Source organism: Leptolyngbya sp. CCNP1308, from assembly GCF_034932455.1.
Classification (GTDB): Bacteria; Cyanobacteriota; Cyanobacteriia; order Phormidesmidales; family Phormidesmidaceae; genus Nodosilinea.
In genome coordinates, this window is sequence record NZ_JAYGIH010000005.1 from 75,251 (window position 1) to 89,020 (window position 13,770).

A 13,770-nucleotide genomic window follows, 5' to 3' on the forward strand; every position below is an offset into this window, starting at 1 on the left:
GCTTCAGCCCCCATAAACATCACAACAGCCACAATCCAGAACCACCAACCAATTGCCGACTAAGCGTTACGACCGCCACGGCCCCGCTTAGATACGCGACGGCGACGGCGTACCACGTATTTGTCACTGTCCTTATTCTTCTTGCGCGTCTTGTAGCCTAAAGCCGGCTTACCCCAAGGAGTTACAGGGCCAGAGCGACCGATGGGAGCCCGACCTTCACCACCACCGTGGGGGTGGTCAACCGGGTTCATCACACTGCCGCGTACTTCAGGACGACGACCCAGCCAGCGCTTACGGCCAGCCTTGCCAAGACTGACGTTACGGATATCAGCATTGCCGACCTGACCGATGGTGGCATAGCACTCACGACGCACCAAGCGCACTTCGGTTGAAGGCAGCTTGAGAGTGACATAGTCACCTTCCTTGGCCACAACCTGGGCACCAGTACCAGCGGAGCGAACCATCTGTCCGCCTTTCCCGGCCTGCATTTCCACGTTGTGAACCGTGGTGCCCAGGGGGATTTTGTACAGAGGCAGGGCATTGCCCACTTCCAAAGGCGCATCAGGGCCAGCAACAACCGTTGCCCCTACCGATAGCCCAGCGGGACAGAGGATATAGCGCTTCTCACCGTCTTCGTAATGAAGCAGGCAAATACGCGCATTACGGTTGGGGTCGTACTCAATGGAAGCGACCTTAGCCAGCACGCCGAGCTTATTGCGGTGGAAATCGATGACGCGATATAGGCGCTTGTGACCGCCGCCTCGGTGGCGACAGGTAATTACCCCTCGATTGTTACGCCCTTTGGGACGATGGGTGGAGTGCGTCAGAGACTTCTCTGGCTCGCTACGGGTAATCTCGGCAAACTCAGAAACGGTTCGCTCACGAGTACCAGGGGTATAAGGTCGATAGGAACGGATGCCCATGGGAGTACTTGCTGGCTACACGGCTAAAGGTCGGAACAGTGAAACCCTGGATTCTAGAGATCAGGGAAGAGGGGGATTGAGCTTCCGGGGGCCAAGGTGACCACAGAACGCTTGTAGTGGGCACGATGCCCGGCAAAACGACCCATCCGTCGCTTTTTCTTGGGAGGATTGTAGGTGTTGACCGAGACAACTCTCACATCAAACAATTCTTCGATCGCTGCCTTGATTTGCAGCTTGTTAGCCCGAGGGTCAACCTCAAAGACGTACTGATTGTTCTCTAACAAAAGAGTGGCCTTTTCGGTAATCAGGGGCCGACGGATGAGATCAGCCAAAGACGGGGTATTGGCGGCGTTAATCACTGTAAACCTCCTGGATAGCCTCTAAGGCCGGGGATGTAATGACAAGATAGTCAGCATTGAGCAGGTCGTGAACATTGAGATTGACAGCGGTAATTAGCTTGACGTTCTCAAGGTTACGAGCTGAGAGGTAGACCAACTCTTGCCGCTCGGCAATGACCAGCAGAATTTTGGCGTTGGGGTCAATACCCCAGCGAGCGATCGCATCGAGCAGCTCCCGAGTTTTGGGCCGAGAGAACTTGTCCTCAAACCCTTCAACCACTACTAAGTCATCCACACGACCTTGGAGCGCGGTGCGCAAAGCTAACCGCCGCTCTTTGCGGTTCATTTTGACGCTGTAGTCACGGGGCTTAGGGCCAAAGATAACGCCGCCGCCACGCCACAGGGGAGAGCGATTAGAACCAGCTCGAGCTCTACCAGTCCCCTTTTGACGCCAGGGTTTGCGGCCACCGCCTCTGACCTCCGCACGGGTCTTAGTAGAAACCGTACCCTGACGGGCATTGTTCATCTGGCGCACTAGGGCACGGTGAACAATGTGGGAGGCAGACTCTTCTTTGGCAACCTGAAGATCTAGGGATGCCGTGCCCGCCTCTTGGCCCTCCCAGTTTTTTACGACGCACTCAACCATTGTCTGAACCTATCTCTGTAAAAAGCTTTGGATGCCCGAAAGTCAAAGGCTTAAATCGCTTGCTGCAACCCTAAAGTCTATGCCTGAACCCACTTGGCTGGAGCGATGCTCAACAATCCACCGGGCTTGCCGGGGATAGCACCTTTGATCAATAGGAGGTTGCGATCGCCATCAACCCGAATCACCTCCAACTTGCGAATAGTCACCCGGGCGTTGCCCATTTGACCGGCCATCCGCTTACCAGGGTAAACTCGTCCGGGCGTCGTACCCGCACCGGTAGAACCCGGAGCGCGGTGGTTCTTAGAACCGTGGGCCATGGGGCCACGACGGAAGTTGTGACGTTTTTGATAACCAGCGAAGCCGCGCCCCATGCTCTTGCCAGTGACATCCACCAGCTGACCTTGGGTAAAGGTATCAGCCGTCACGGCCTGCCCCAGCTCAAACCCATCGGCGGCATCAACCCGATACTCTTTTAGATGGCGGAGGGGAGCACTGCTAGAGCGGGCCAGGTGGCCAATCTCAGGCTTGTTCAGCGCTTTCTCAGTCACTTCATCAAACCCCAGCTGGATAGCCGCATAGCCATCGGTATCCGAGGTTTTAATCTGAGTAACAACACAGGGACCGGCCTGCACCACCGTGACGGGGATAGCATTGCCTGCCTCATCGAATACTTGGGTCATGCCCAGCTTTTTGCCGAGAATACCGACTGCCACAGTCCTGTCTCCCTACTAACACACTACGAAATGCGCAGGACTCTCTAAATGGAGAGCTTTGCGCATCTACAACGACATCAACTTTTGAACACCCCAGACCAGAAGGCTCACCGGGGGTAAGCGCTGCCGGCCTAAACCGGTCACGATTCAAAAGAAAGTTAACTTGCTCCAATGGAAACTGACTCTTCGGCCAGAACCACAAACACCTTGGTGTCAGGGCATTAGAGCAGTCAAATGCCAGGACTTGGGTAACCCTCCGGACTACTCAGTATCCTTCTTTGTCGGCGATTTACTATGGTACACCCCTTGTCGGCACTTGTCCACACCTATTTTCAGGAAAGTTCTAAGGTTTGCTTTGACGCGGCATGGCCGAGAACATTGCAGGACAAACGTGCCTGCCAGTAGGTTTTACTCTCAACTTGAACACAGTACAATATCACCTGATAGCCAAAGGCTGAGGTAATTATGGCGCTGCTGACAACGGGCAAACCTTTTATTAAGGCTCTAGAGAGTAACGGGGCGATCGCCGTACGCATGCCCCTAGAGGGAGGGTTTGAGGGTCGCTACGAGCGGCGGCTGAAGGCTACTGGTTACGAAACCATGAACCTCACCGCCCGTGGGTTGGGGGATGTATCGTCTTATCTCACCGCTATCCACGGCGTGCGCCCGGCCCATTTGGGCAAAAAAAGCCTGGGCAGCGGGGCAGCGGTGGGCTACACCTACTTTATTCCCCCCATGCTCACCTACCGCCTCGATACGATGTCAACCAAGGCCAAGGGTATGGTGCTGTGGCTAATTGAAGGGCATATTCTGTCGCGCCAGGAGCTGGCTTATTTGGTCAGCCTGCCCACTATTGAACCGCGGGTCAAGGTGGTGGTGGAGATGGGTGGCGATCGCGTCTTTAGCTGGGAGCCCTTGGCCAACCTGATTTAGGCCGGGCGACAAGCCTAAAAGGCTAGCTGGCAAAAAGCTGGGTTTATCCCGCTGGAAGTTCCCCATGGATATTGAAATCGCCCCTGGATCTGCATCTGGGAGCCAACGCCGAGATCTCTCACTGCCGTTTCCCCATCGATCGCTACAGATGGGGCAGTGGGTGAAGCTGATTTGCGGTGCCAGCTACCAAGACATGCCGACGATACGGCGGCTGGTGATGATCTACGCCCTAGCGGGGGTGGATTGCCTGGATGTGGCCCTCGACGGGGCGGTGGTCGCCGCCGCTCGCCAGGGGTTAGAAGATGCAAATCGACTGGCTGGGTACTTGGGTGATCGCAGCCACCTGATTCCCGGCCTGCCCTGGCTGATGGTCAGCCTCAATGACAGCGAAGACCCCCACTTTCGCAAGGCCCACTTTGATGCAGCCCGCTGCCCAGCGGAGTGCGATCGCCCCTGCGAACCCATCTGCCCCACTGCCGCCATTCAGTTTCAGGCTCCTGCCCAGGGGAACGTTGCCTCAGATCTCTGCTACGGCTGCGGTCGCTGCATTGCCGTCTGCCCCATTGGCAATATCGAAGCCCAATCCTATCTGGCTAGCCCCGAAGCCTTCTCAAGTGAGCAGCTTTCCCACATTGACGCGGTAGAAATTCACACCCAAACCGGGCATCAGGCTCAGTTCGCGCAGCTCTGGCAACGGCTTCAGCCCTGGCGACCTCACCTCAAGCTGGTTTCCATTAGTTGCCCCGATCACGATCAGGTGGTGCCTTACCTATGGGATCTTTATCACCTCATGGCCCCGTTGGAAGTGCCGCTGATTTGGCAAACCGATGGTCGCCCCATGAGTGGTGATCTGGGTAAAGGCACCACCCATGCCACCATTCATCTGACCCAAAAGATTCTTGAGGCTGGGCCACCGGGCTACGTGCAACCCGCTGGCGGTACCAATGGCTACACTGTAGATAAGCTGCTCAATCTCGGTTTGACCAATCCAGCATTGCCTGTTTTTCAACCCAATGCGCATCAGAGTGAGGCGCTGTCTTCTCCCCAGGGTGCCAGGGTTGCCAACCTCGATTTAGCGTTAGCCCCCCAAACTATTGCCGGTATTGCCTACGGTAGCTACGCGCGATCGCAGGTGTTACCACTACTCGACGCCCTTGACCAAGAGCTTCAACCCTGGCTAGGGAATGACGCCCTTGACCAGCCTTTAAACGGTCAAAGCGTCTCATTACAAACCGGTGATAGACGATCCAAACTTCCCATTGCCCCCTGGCAACGGCTAGATGGCAGTGCCCTAGGCCAAGGCCTGGCGCTGGCTCGACAACTGGTGGGGTCGCTCAAATCCCATAGACATTTTTTACCAACACGTTATGGTTAGCTATAGCGACGACCGCTCGATGCGTGACGGATCGAGCAGCAACGCCCCTGCCGACGACATTTTTGCCCCCAATAACTTCGCCGTGGACTTTTTACCCACTGAATCTGAAGGGACAGCCCAACATCAGTCTGCCCCTGCCCAAGACCAACCTCAAGACCAACCGATTGATGACCTCGATCAAATTCTCAGCATTTTGCCCCCCTCTATTCGCGCCCAGCTGCTGCAACACCCCCAGCGCCAGAGCCTGATTGAGGTCGTTTTAGACCTGGGTCGCCTGCCCGAGGCCAGATTCTTCGGCAGCGTCGAGTACCTGTCTGAAGAGCCCGTCACCCACGCCGATCTAGACCACTGCATCAAGCGGGTGGGCATCTTTGGCGGGGATAACCGCGCTGGTATCGAGAAAACCCTGCACCGCATCAGCGCCATCCGCAACCGCTCGGGGGAAGTGATTGGCCTCACTTGCCGCGTGGGTCGAGCCATATTTGGCACTATCGGCATGATTCGCGACCTGGTGGAAACAGGCCGGTCGATTCTGATGCTGGGTCGTCCTGGGGTGGGTAAAACCACCGCCCTGCGAGAAATTGCCCGCGTGCTGGCCGACGATCTACAAAAGCGGGTCGTGATTATCGATACGTCTAACGAAATCGCTGGCGATGGCGACATTCCTCACCCCGCCATTGGTCGAGCCCGGCGCATGCAGGTAGCCCGCCCCGAAGAACAGCACCGGGTAATGATCGAGGCGGTGGAAAACCACATGCCCGAAGTCATTGTGATCGATGAGATTGGCACCGAGCTAGAGGCTTTGGCCGCCCGCACCATCGCTGAGCGTGGGGTGCAGCTGGTGGGTACCGCCCACGGCAACCAGCTCGAAAACCTGATTAAAAATCCCACCCTTTCAGACTTAATTGGCGGCATTCAATCCGTCACCCTGGGAGATGAAGAAGCTCGCCGCCGAGGCAGCCAAAAGAGCGTGCTGGAGCGCAAGGCTCCCCCCACGTTCGACATCGCGGTAGAAATGCTGGAGCGGCAGCGCTGGGCCATCCATGAGGATGTTACCGTCACCATTGACAATCTGCTGCGGGGGCGGCAGCCAGGGCTGCAGATTCGCACCGTGGATGAGAACCAGAAGGTGATTGTGACTCATGAGCTACCCGGCTCTGGGCGAGAGGTATCGAAGCCGTCGCGCACCGGCATGGGCTGGCGAGCCGCAGGACAGATGGTGCCGCCAGCTAGCTCGGCGATCGCCCAGCGCACCCTAGGCAACGGCAGCAACATTCGGCCTCTGGGCCAGGTCTATAGCTCACAGCCCACCACCGACCCCATGTTTGCCCACCTGCTGGAGGTGACCCCCGATGACGCCATCGTTGGCCCTAACGGGGAAGATGCCATGCGCCTCTACCCCTACGGCCTCAGTCGTCACCAGATCGAGCGGGTGATTCAAACCCTGCACATGCCTGTGGTAATTACGAAAGATTTAGATAACGCCGATGCGGTGCTGGCGCTGCGATCGCACGCCAAAGCCCAAGCTAAGCTCAAGCATATGGCCCAGGGACGCCACATTCCCGTCCACCTGGTCAAGTCCAATAGTATTCCTCAGATCACCCGCGCCCTGCAGCGGCTGCTGGATATGGACGACGACCCTGCCGCCATCGATCTAGGGCTGTTCAGCCACAGCGGTGGCGACGATGAACTCGAGGCTCTAGAAGAAGCCCGTCTAGCCGTAGAGCAGATTGTGATTCCCAAAGGCCAGCCGGTAGAGCTGCTGCCGCGCTCGGCCCACATTCGCAAAATGCAGCACGAGCTAGCCGAGCACTACCGGCTCAAATCCCTCAGCTGTGGCGAAGAACCAAACCGACGGCTGCGAATTTATCCAGCCTGAGGCAGAGAGGCCTGATCCAGGTAGAGAATACTATGATCACCGTGCGCTATAGAATAAAAACACCGAAATGACACCAGCGCGGTTTTAGCGCAGGACTGAGTGCCTGTCGTTCGACTTGATCTCTTTCAAAGAATCCTATGAAATCTCTAATTGCCCGTCTTTTTGCCCTGGTACTGGTAGCCTTCATTGGCCTGACAGGTTGCAGTACAGGCACCAGCGGCATGCTCACTGGCGACTATCGCCAAGACACGCTGATGCTAGTAGATAGCCTCAGAACCTCTATCAACCTAGCCGACGATGACCCGGCTAAGGCTGAAGCCCAGGCTGAGGCCAAAGCCGTGATCAGCGACTTTGCCTCCCGCTACCGTCGAGATACCGCAGTGGCTAACCTGAGTTCGTTTACGACCATGCGGACGGCATTGAATGCGATCGCAGGCCACTACAGCAGCTACCCCAACCGTCCCCTGCCCGAAAAACTCAAGACCCGAGTCGAGCAAGAACTCAAGCAGGTAGAATCCGCCCTCAAACGCGGAGCGTAGCGCCAGAGCAGGCCTGTTCTTCTAGGACAATTTTGCAAAAAAGACCGTCCCAGAGACGGCTTTTTTGTTCATAGCTAAACTTAAAGATCAAATTTAATTTGACGGGCTGGCGTCAGTTTGCTAGCATAGCAATTCTGTAGTGAAGTGCGAGTTGGACATGAAAGTCCGTGCGTCTGTGCGCAAGATGTGTGATAAGTGTCGTGTGATCCGCCGCCGTGGCCGGGTCATGGTGATATGTTCAAACCCCAAGCATAAGCAACGTCAGGGGTAACGATTGAATTGGCAGGGTGTTCACAGCGTTGTGAATGTCGTTTTAATGTGCCAAATAATGCTGAGTATACGATCAAGAACAACTGACTAAACTCTCTGTTCTAGTTTTTGTATAAGGCTTTTGATGGTTTGGGCAGCAGCCCAGCTGAGTAGACTAGGTAGCCGCAATTGGGCTGCAGAGTTAAAACCACACACTGGGGGAGATAGTTAAAGGTGGCACGGATAGCAGGCGTGGATTTGCCACGCGACAAACGAGTTGAAATTGGCTTGACCTACATCTACGGAATTGGTCTTACCCGTTCTAAGGAAATCCTGGCTAAAACCGGGGTCAATCCTGACATACGCGTCAAAGACCTGACCGATTCTGACGTGGCAAAGCTGCGTGATTCCGTCGAAAGCGATTATCAGGTAGAGGGTGACCTGCGGCGGCTTGAGAGCATGAACATCAAGCGATTGATGGACATCGGCTCCTACCGTGGGCGCCGCCACCGAGCTGGGCTACCAGTCCGGGGACAGCGCACCCGCACAAATTCTCGTACCCGTCGGGGTGGTACCCGTCGCACGGTTGCTGGCAAGAAGAAGGCCCCTCGCAAGTAGAGCTGTTTCGCTTCTTGAGCCTCCGGCTAGCCCTGGGGATTTAAAAGGCAGAAAGCTCGCTAGACTTTGTAGCGAGTTTTTCTGACTGTTTGCCGGTGTTTCCTAGCGCTAGCCGCTCACCGAATAACTGTATTTAATCAAGTTTTCTCGAATTGAATTTAGTGACAACGCCATGGCCAAACCGACTCGAAAGACTGGACCTCGCAAGAGTAAGAAGAACGTACCAAGTGGCGTAGCCCACATTCGTTCGACCTTCAATAACACCATTGTGACCATTACCGACCAGTCGGGGGAAGCGATTTCCTGGGCATCGGCAGGGTCCAGCGGATTCAAGGGAGCTAAAAAAGGGACGCCCTTTGCTGCTCAAACGGCCGCCGATGGTGCTGCTCGTCGAGCGATGGATCAGGGAATGCGTCAGATTGAGGTGATGGTAAGTGGCCCTGGCGCTGGTCGGGAAACTGCCATTCGTGCTCTGCAGGGAGCGGGTCTAGAAATTACCTTGATCAGAGACGTGACTCCTATTCCCCACAACGGTTGTCGGCCACCCAAGCGTCGTCGGGTTTAGGCATTTACTACTAGTGTCGTCGGCTCAGTGGTTGGGCAGGGTATCGCGAGGTTTAAGGGAGATAGGATTTTGGCACAGTTTCATGTTGATTGCGTAGAGTCTGTCGTTGAAAACGACCAAAGCCAGTACGGTCGATTTGTCATCGAGCCTTTAGAGCGCAGCCAGGGCACCACCGTGGGCAATTCCCTTCGGCGAGTGCTTCTATCTAACCTGGAGGGCATTGCGATTACGGCGGTTAGAATTGCTGGGGCTACCCACGAATTCTCAACCATTGTTGGGGTGAGAGAAGATGTTCTCGATATTCTCCTCAACATGAAGGAAATTGTGCTGCGAAGCTACACCAGCCAGCCCCAAATTGGTCGCCTCCTGGTTCAGGGGCCGGCTCGGGTGACGGCGGGTCACTTCGAACTACCGTCTGAAGTAGAAGTCGTCAACCCTGAGCAGTACGTGGCTACGGTGGCCGACGGTCACACTCTCGAGATGGAGTTCAGAGTTGAGCGGGGTCAGGGCTATCGGGCTGTGGTTCGCAGCAAAGACGACGCCACTGCGCTTGATTTCATTCAAATTGACTCGGTATTTATGCCGGTCAAAAAGGTCAACTACACCGTTGAAGAGGTTGTGGTTTCTGGCTCTATACAGCGCGACCAGCTGATTATGGACATCTGGACGAACGGCAGCATCACCCCACAGCAGGCCATGAGTCAGGCCGCCGATATTTTGGTGAGCCTGTTTATGCCCCTGAAGGATGTCACCCTAGAGCCCAAGTTTGACGAAGAGGTCAAGGAAGAGGATCCGAACAATCAAATTCCTATTGAGGAACTGAGACTTTCGGTGCGGGCTTACAACTGTTTGAAGCGAGCTCAGATCAACTCCGTAGCCGATCTGCTGGACTTTAGCCAGGAAGATCTGCTGGAGATCAAGAACTTCGGTCAGAAGTCTGCTGAAGAGGTGATCGAGGCTCTTCAGGAGCGTTTGGGCATTACCTTACCCCTTGAGAAAGCCTCTAAGACAGCCTAGCTAGCCTGAGGGCAGAAATCGGTAAATGCGTAGACGCTCTACCTGTTTCTTTGATGCATTCGTTCTTTCATTTTGTTGTTCATCTGAGTTCAGTATCATGCGTCACCAGTGTCGCGTTCATCAACTTGGGAAGCCCGCAGATCAGCGCAAAGCTCTGCTGCGTTCCCTGACTACAGAGCTTATTCGCCACGGTCGGATTACTACGACTAAAACTCGGGCTAAGGCTGTGCGTGAAGAAGCCGACCGTATGATTACCCTTGCCAAAGATGGGTCTTTGCCTGCCCGTCGCCAGGCCATGGGCTACATCTACGACAAGCAGCTTGTCCACGCTCTGTTTAGTCAGGCTGCTGAGCGCTACGGTAGCCGCAACGGTGGCTATACCCGGATTGTCAAGACGGTCCGTCGCCGGGGTGACAACTCCGAGATGGCGATTATCGAGTTGACCTAGTTTTTCTATCCCGTTGTACCCGTTGTTAGTGATCTGCTCGTATTCCATGGAGAAGCCGTCGCCCATACAGCGCAGCATAAAAAGTCAGCCAGCAGAGTTTGCTGAGTCAATTCAGCGGGTTGCTTTAGCTGTGCAGTATGTAGGTACCCGTCTCCACGGTTGGCAGTGGCAGCCCAACGCCAGGACGGTGCAGGGAGAGATTGAAACGGCGGTGCGATCGGTGTTGGGCTATGATGTACGCCTCAGCGGCGCCGGGCGCACTGACACTGGTGTGCACGCAGCGGCTCAGGTGGCTCACTTTGACGCCCCTGATTTTATCCCGGCGCACCGCTGGGCTGACGTGCTCAATGCTCGACTGCCGGAGGATGTTTTGATTCGGGCCTCGGCGGCGGTAGCTGATACCTGGCATGCCCAGTTTTCGGCCTGCTGGCGGCGCTATCGCTACACTCTTTATACTGGACAGCGGCCCAACCTGTTCGTACGTCCCTTTGTGTGGCACTACTACCGTCAATATCTAGATCAGGGCAAGATTCAGACTGCGCTTGATGCCATGGTAGGCCACCATGATATGACGGCCTTTCACCGAGCGCGATCGGGCAAGAGCCATTCTTGGGTAGATTTACAGATTGCCGAATGCCGACGACAGGATACGTTCCTGACCGTTGAGCTTCAAGCAAAGGGGTTTTTGTACGGCATGGTGAGGCTCATTATGGGGCTAGTGGTAAAGGTCGGTAGTGGTGAACTCACCCCATCAGAGTTTGGTGAGCTGTGGCAGCAGCGTCAGCGTCATAGAGTCAAGTACTCAGCCCCGGCCCAAGGGCTATGCCTACTGCGGGTCGGCTACGACGATCCTCCCTTTCCTCAAGAAGTTTGGTTTGACACCCAGCCGCAGTTTTTTTGGGGTTCGGCTGTGGCCTGAGGGTTATTCAGTTTTGTTTAGATCGTTTGTTTCATTCGTGTGGTTCATTCAAGAAAGGCAGCTCAAGCGCTATGACTACTAAGACTTATGTTCCTCCTGTCGATTCTATCCAGCGGCAGTGGCACGTGATCGATGCCGAGGGTCAGCGCCTGGGACGGCTGGCCACCGAAATTGCCACTATTCTGCGCGGCAAGAACAAGCCTACGTTTACGCCTCATATGGATACTGGTGATTTTGTCATCGTTGTGAACGCTGAGAAAGTAGTGGTTACTGGTCGTAAGGCCAGCACCAAGCTCTATCGGCGGCACTCGGGTCGCCCCGGCGGCATGAAGGTTGAGACCTTTGAAAAACTCCAGGCCCGTATACCTGAGCGGATTATTGAGCAGGCTGTGAAAGGCATGCTGCCGAAAACCTCTTTAGGTCGCAAGCAGTTTACCAAACTCAAGGTGTACGCTGGGCCGGAGCACTCCCACCAGGCTCAGAACCCTGAAATTCACGTTGTCAACACTATTCCTGGAGAAGCGAAATAATGCAGGCTACTGATCAATCTGAACGGGCTGTGTACTGGGGTACCGGTCGCCGTAAAACCTCCATCGCGCGGGTGCGTCTCGTGCCCGGCAACGGCCAGCTGGTGATTAATAAGCGCCCTGGCGACGACTATTTACAGTTCAATCCGGCCTATCTCAATGCGACTAAGGCTCCCTTAGAGGTGCTAGGCCTAGAGAATGCCTACGATATTCTGGTAAATGTCAAGGGTGGTGGACTCACGGGGCAAGCTGATGCTATTCGTTTGGGAGTGGCTCGTGCTCTGTGTGAACTTGACCCTGAGAACCGCAAGCCTCTAAAGGTTGAAGGGTATCTCACCCGCGACCCCCGAGCCAAGGAGCGCCGCAAGTACGGTCTGAAGAAAGCCCGTAAGGCACCTCAGTTCTCCAAGCGTTAGACTTATCTGGGTGGTTTAAGACATTTTCTGACCGGAAATCTAGGTTTGATTTTCGGTTTTCGCTCTGTCTAACCACTGTTTGTATTCTGTTGTTGATGTTGTTGATTTAATCTACTGCTATGGCAAAGCCTGATATTCACCCTACTTGGTACCCTGAAGCCAAGGTCTTCTGCGATGGTAAAGAAATTATGACTGTGGGCTCTACCAAGCCTCAGCTCAGCGTAGACGTTTGGTCGGGCAACCACCCCTTTTATACCGGTACTCAGAAAATTATTGACACTGAGGGTCGCGTAGAGCGCTTCATGCGTAAGTACGGGATGGCTGACACTTCTGCGGCTCCAGAGCCAGATGCCGGTAAGACAGACGCCGACAACGCCTAGCCTGGCTGCGATCGCACACAGGCAAACCATTTTGGCTAGGCAGCGGACACGAGGAGACCATGGCTGAGGCGTACTTAATTGAAAAACTCAACTCCGTGGAGCAAACGTTCCAGGAGTTAACCCGGAGGATGGCTGACCCCGATGTCGCCAAAGATCCCGATGAGTTTCAGCACATTGCTAAGTCACGGTCTTCGCTAGAAGAAACGGTTACCACCTATGCCGAGTGGAAGTCTACTGGTGAAGAGTTAGCTGGGGCACGGGAGATTTACAAAGAAGCCAGTAGCGATCCTGAAATGAAGGAAATGGCTGGCTTAGAGGTAGATACCCTGGCAGAAAAGCTGGCGGGGTTAGAAGCTCGCTTGAAGCTGTTGCTCTTACCCCGTGACCCTAACGACGACAAAAATATCATGCTAGAGATTCGTGCGGGTACCGGCGGCGATGAGGCTAGTATTTGGGCCGGGGATCTGGTGCGGCTTTATTCTCGCTATGCCGAGACCCAGGGATGGAAGGTAAAGCTGCTGAGCGAGTCAGCGGCGGATATGGGTGGCTTTAAAGAAGCGATTCTGGAAATTGCGGGCGATCGCGTCTACAGCCAACTCAAGTTTGAGGCCGGAGTTCACCGTGTCCAGCGGGTTCCTGTAACTGAAGCAGGTGGGCGTGTCCACACATCCACAGCTACCGTGGCCATTATGCCCGAGGTCGATGAGGTAGAAGTTCAGATTGACCCTAAAGATATTGAGCTGACCACGGCGCGATCGGGCGGTGCAGGTGGTCAGAACGTCAACAAGGTGGAAACGGCGGTTGACCTGATCCACAAGCCTACGGGCATTCGGGTATTTTGTACTGAGGAGCGATCGCAGCTCAAGAACCGCGAACGAGCGATGCAGATTCTGCGGGCCAAGCTCTTTGACATCAAGATGCGTGAGCAGCAAGAAGCGGTATCGTCGATGCGCAAGTCTCAGGTGGGCAGCGGGTCGCGGTCTGAAAAAATTCGCACCTACAACTACAAAGACAACCGAGTCACTGATCATCGCCTCAATCAAAACTTTACCCTCACCCCTGTTTTGGAAGGGGATATTGACGATTTGATTCAGTCCTGCGTGAGCCGCGATCAGCAAGATCGCCTGGAAGAACTAGCAGCAGAATCCTCTGCGGTTTAGGGGAGCAGGATCGCTATCCTTACGGCTGACGTCAATAAAGCCGCCGACAGGATGTTTTGAACCCAAATCGCCATTCCAAAATTCAAAATCAGACTAGGCTGAGGAAGCAGCGCTGCGGATCGCCC

18 protein-coding genes are annotated in these 13,770 nt (G+C 55.0%); 14 read left to right on the top strand and 4 right to left on the bottom strand.

Features of this window, described 5'->3' with window-relative positions; genetic code table 11:
* Positions 1-59 precede the first annotated feature (59 nt).
* The 4 genes from rplB to rplC all read right to left on the bottom strand — a co-directional run bounded on the left by rplB (position 60) and on the right by rplC (position 2,620).
* The gene (gene rplB, locus VB780_RS04250; RefSeq protein ID WP_323349893.1) at positions 60-923 is read right to left on the bottom strand and encodes a 50S ribosomal protein L2; all 864 of its coding nucleotides are present in this window, start codon (positions 921-923) and stop codon (positions 60-62) included.
* Positions 924-976: 53 nt separating this feature from the next.
* Positions 977-1,282, bottom strand: a complete 306-nt coding sequence (locus VB780_RS04255) for a 50S ribosomal protein L23 (protein WP_323349894.1) — start codon at positions 1,280-1,282, stop codon at positions 977-979.
* Positions 1,275-1,907 (bottom strand): 50S ribosomal protein L4, encoded by a 633-nt coding sequence (gene rplD / locus VB780_RS04260; RefSeq protein WP_323349895.1) that lies wholly within the window; start codon positions 1,905-1,907, stop codon positions 1,275-1,277. The genes VB780_RS04255 and rplD overlap by 8 nt, the downstream gene beginning before the upstream one ends.
* A gap of 77 nt (positions 1,908-1,984) precedes the next feature.
* Positions 1,985-2,620, bottom strand: a complete 636-nt coding sequence (gene rplC, locus VB780_RS04265) for a 50S ribosomal protein L3 (RefSeq protein ID WP_323349896.1) — start codon at positions 2,618-2,620, stop codon at positions 1,985-1,987.
* A 465-nt stretch (positions 2,621-3,085) separates the two neighbouring features.
* Between rplC and ndhN the strand changes: the two genes are divergently transcribed.
* From ndhN to prfA, 14 genes are all read left to right on the top strand, one after another.
* The gene (ndhN, locus tag VB780_RS04270; RefSeq protein WP_323349897.1) at positions 3,086-3,553 is read left to right on the top strand and encodes an NAD(P)H-quinone oxidoreductase subunit N; all 468 of its coding nucleotides are present in this window, start codon (positions 3,086-3,088) and stop codon (positions 3,551-3,553) included.
* Positions 3,554-3,617: 64 nt separating this feature from the next.
* A complete protein-coding gene (gene ldpA / locus VB780_RS04275; protein WP_323349898.1) occupies positions 3,618-4,928 on the top strand; it encodes a circadian clock protein LdpA in 1,311 nt (436 codons plus the stop codon).
* Positions 4,921-6,807, top strand: a complete 1,887-nt coding sequence (locus VB780_RS04280) for a R3H domain-containing nucleic acid-binding protein (RefSeq protein WP_323349899.1) — start codon at positions 4,921-4,923, stop codon at positions 6,805-6,807. Before ldpA ends, VB780_RS04280 begins: the two co-directional genes overlap by 8 nt.
* Before the next feature lie 137 nt (positions 6,808-6,944).
* Positions 6,945-7,346: a photosystem II protein Psb27 gene (gene psb27, locus VB780_RS04285; protein WP_323349900.1), complete on the top strand. Its 402-nt coding sequence runs from the start codon at positions 6,945-6,947 to the stop codon at positions 7,344-7,346.
* Between the two features lie 157 nt (positions 7,347-7,503).
* On the top strand, positions 7,504-7,617 hold the full coding sequence (gene rpmJ, locus VB780_RS04290) for a 50S ribosomal protein L36 (protein WP_071527191.1): 114 nt from the start codon (positions 7,504-7,506) through the stop codon (positions 7,615-7,617).
* Positions 7,618-7,829: 212 nt separating this feature from the next.
* Entirely contained in the window at positions 7,830-8,213 is a 384-nt protein-coding gene (gene rpsM, locus VB780_RS04295; protein ID WP_323349901.1) for a 30S ribosomal protein S13, read from the top strand.
* 172 nt (positions 8,214-8,385) lie between these two features.
* Positions 8,386-8,778: a 30S ribosomal protein S11 gene (rpsK, locus tag VB780_RS04300; protein WP_035991933.1), complete on the top strand. Its 393-nt coding sequence runs from the start codon at positions 8,386-8,388 to the stop codon at positions 8,776-8,778.
* Between the two features lie 69 nt (positions 8,779-8,847).
* The gene (locus VB780_RS04305) at positions 8,848-9,795 is read left to right on the top strand and encodes a DNA-directed RNA polymerase subunit alpha (RefSeq protein WP_323349902.1); all 948 of its coding nucleotides are present in this window, start codon (positions 8,848-8,850) and stop codon (positions 9,793-9,795) included.
* 97 nt (positions 9,796-9,892) lie between these two features.
* Entirely contained in the window at positions 9,893-10,243 is a 351-nt protein-coding gene (gene rplQ, locus VB780_RS04310) for a 50S ribosomal protein L17 (RefSeq protein WP_323349903.1), read from the top strand.
* A gap of 46 nt (positions 10,244-10,289) precedes the next feature.
* Complete coding sequence (gene truA, locus VB780_RS04315) at positions 10,290-11,162, top strand: tRNA pseudouridine(38-40) synthase TruA (protein WP_323349904.1); 873 nt, start codon at positions 10,290-10,292, stop codon at positions 11,160-11,162.
* A gap of 71 nt (positions 11,163-11,233) precedes the next feature.
* Entirely contained in the window at positions 11,234-11,692 is a 459-nt protein-coding gene (gene rplM / locus VB780_RS04320; RefSeq protein ID WP_323349905.1) for a 50S ribosomal protein L13, read from the top strand.
* Entirely contained in the window at positions 11,692-12,105 is a 414-nt protein-coding gene (gene rpsI, locus VB780_RS04325; protein ID WP_323349906.1) for a 30S ribosomal protein S9, read from the top strand. The genes rplM and rpsI overlap by 1 nt, the downstream gene beginning before the upstream one ends.
* A gap of 119 nt (positions 12,106-12,224) precedes the next feature.
* The gene (rpmE, locus tag VB780_RS04330) at positions 12,225-12,485 is read left to right on the top strand and encodes a 50S ribosomal protein L31 (RefSeq protein ID WP_323349907.1); all 261 of its coding nucleotides are present in this window, start codon (positions 12,225-12,227) and stop codon (positions 12,483-12,485) included.
* A 59-nt stretch (positions 12,486-12,544) separates the two neighbouring features.
* Positions 12,545-13,645, top strand: coding sequence for a peptide chain release factor 1 (gene prfA, locus VB780_RS04335; protein ID WP_323349908.1), 1,101 nt, complete (start codon positions 12,545-12,547; stop codon positions 13,643-13,645).
* Positions 13,646-13,770: the final 125 nt, after the last annotated feature.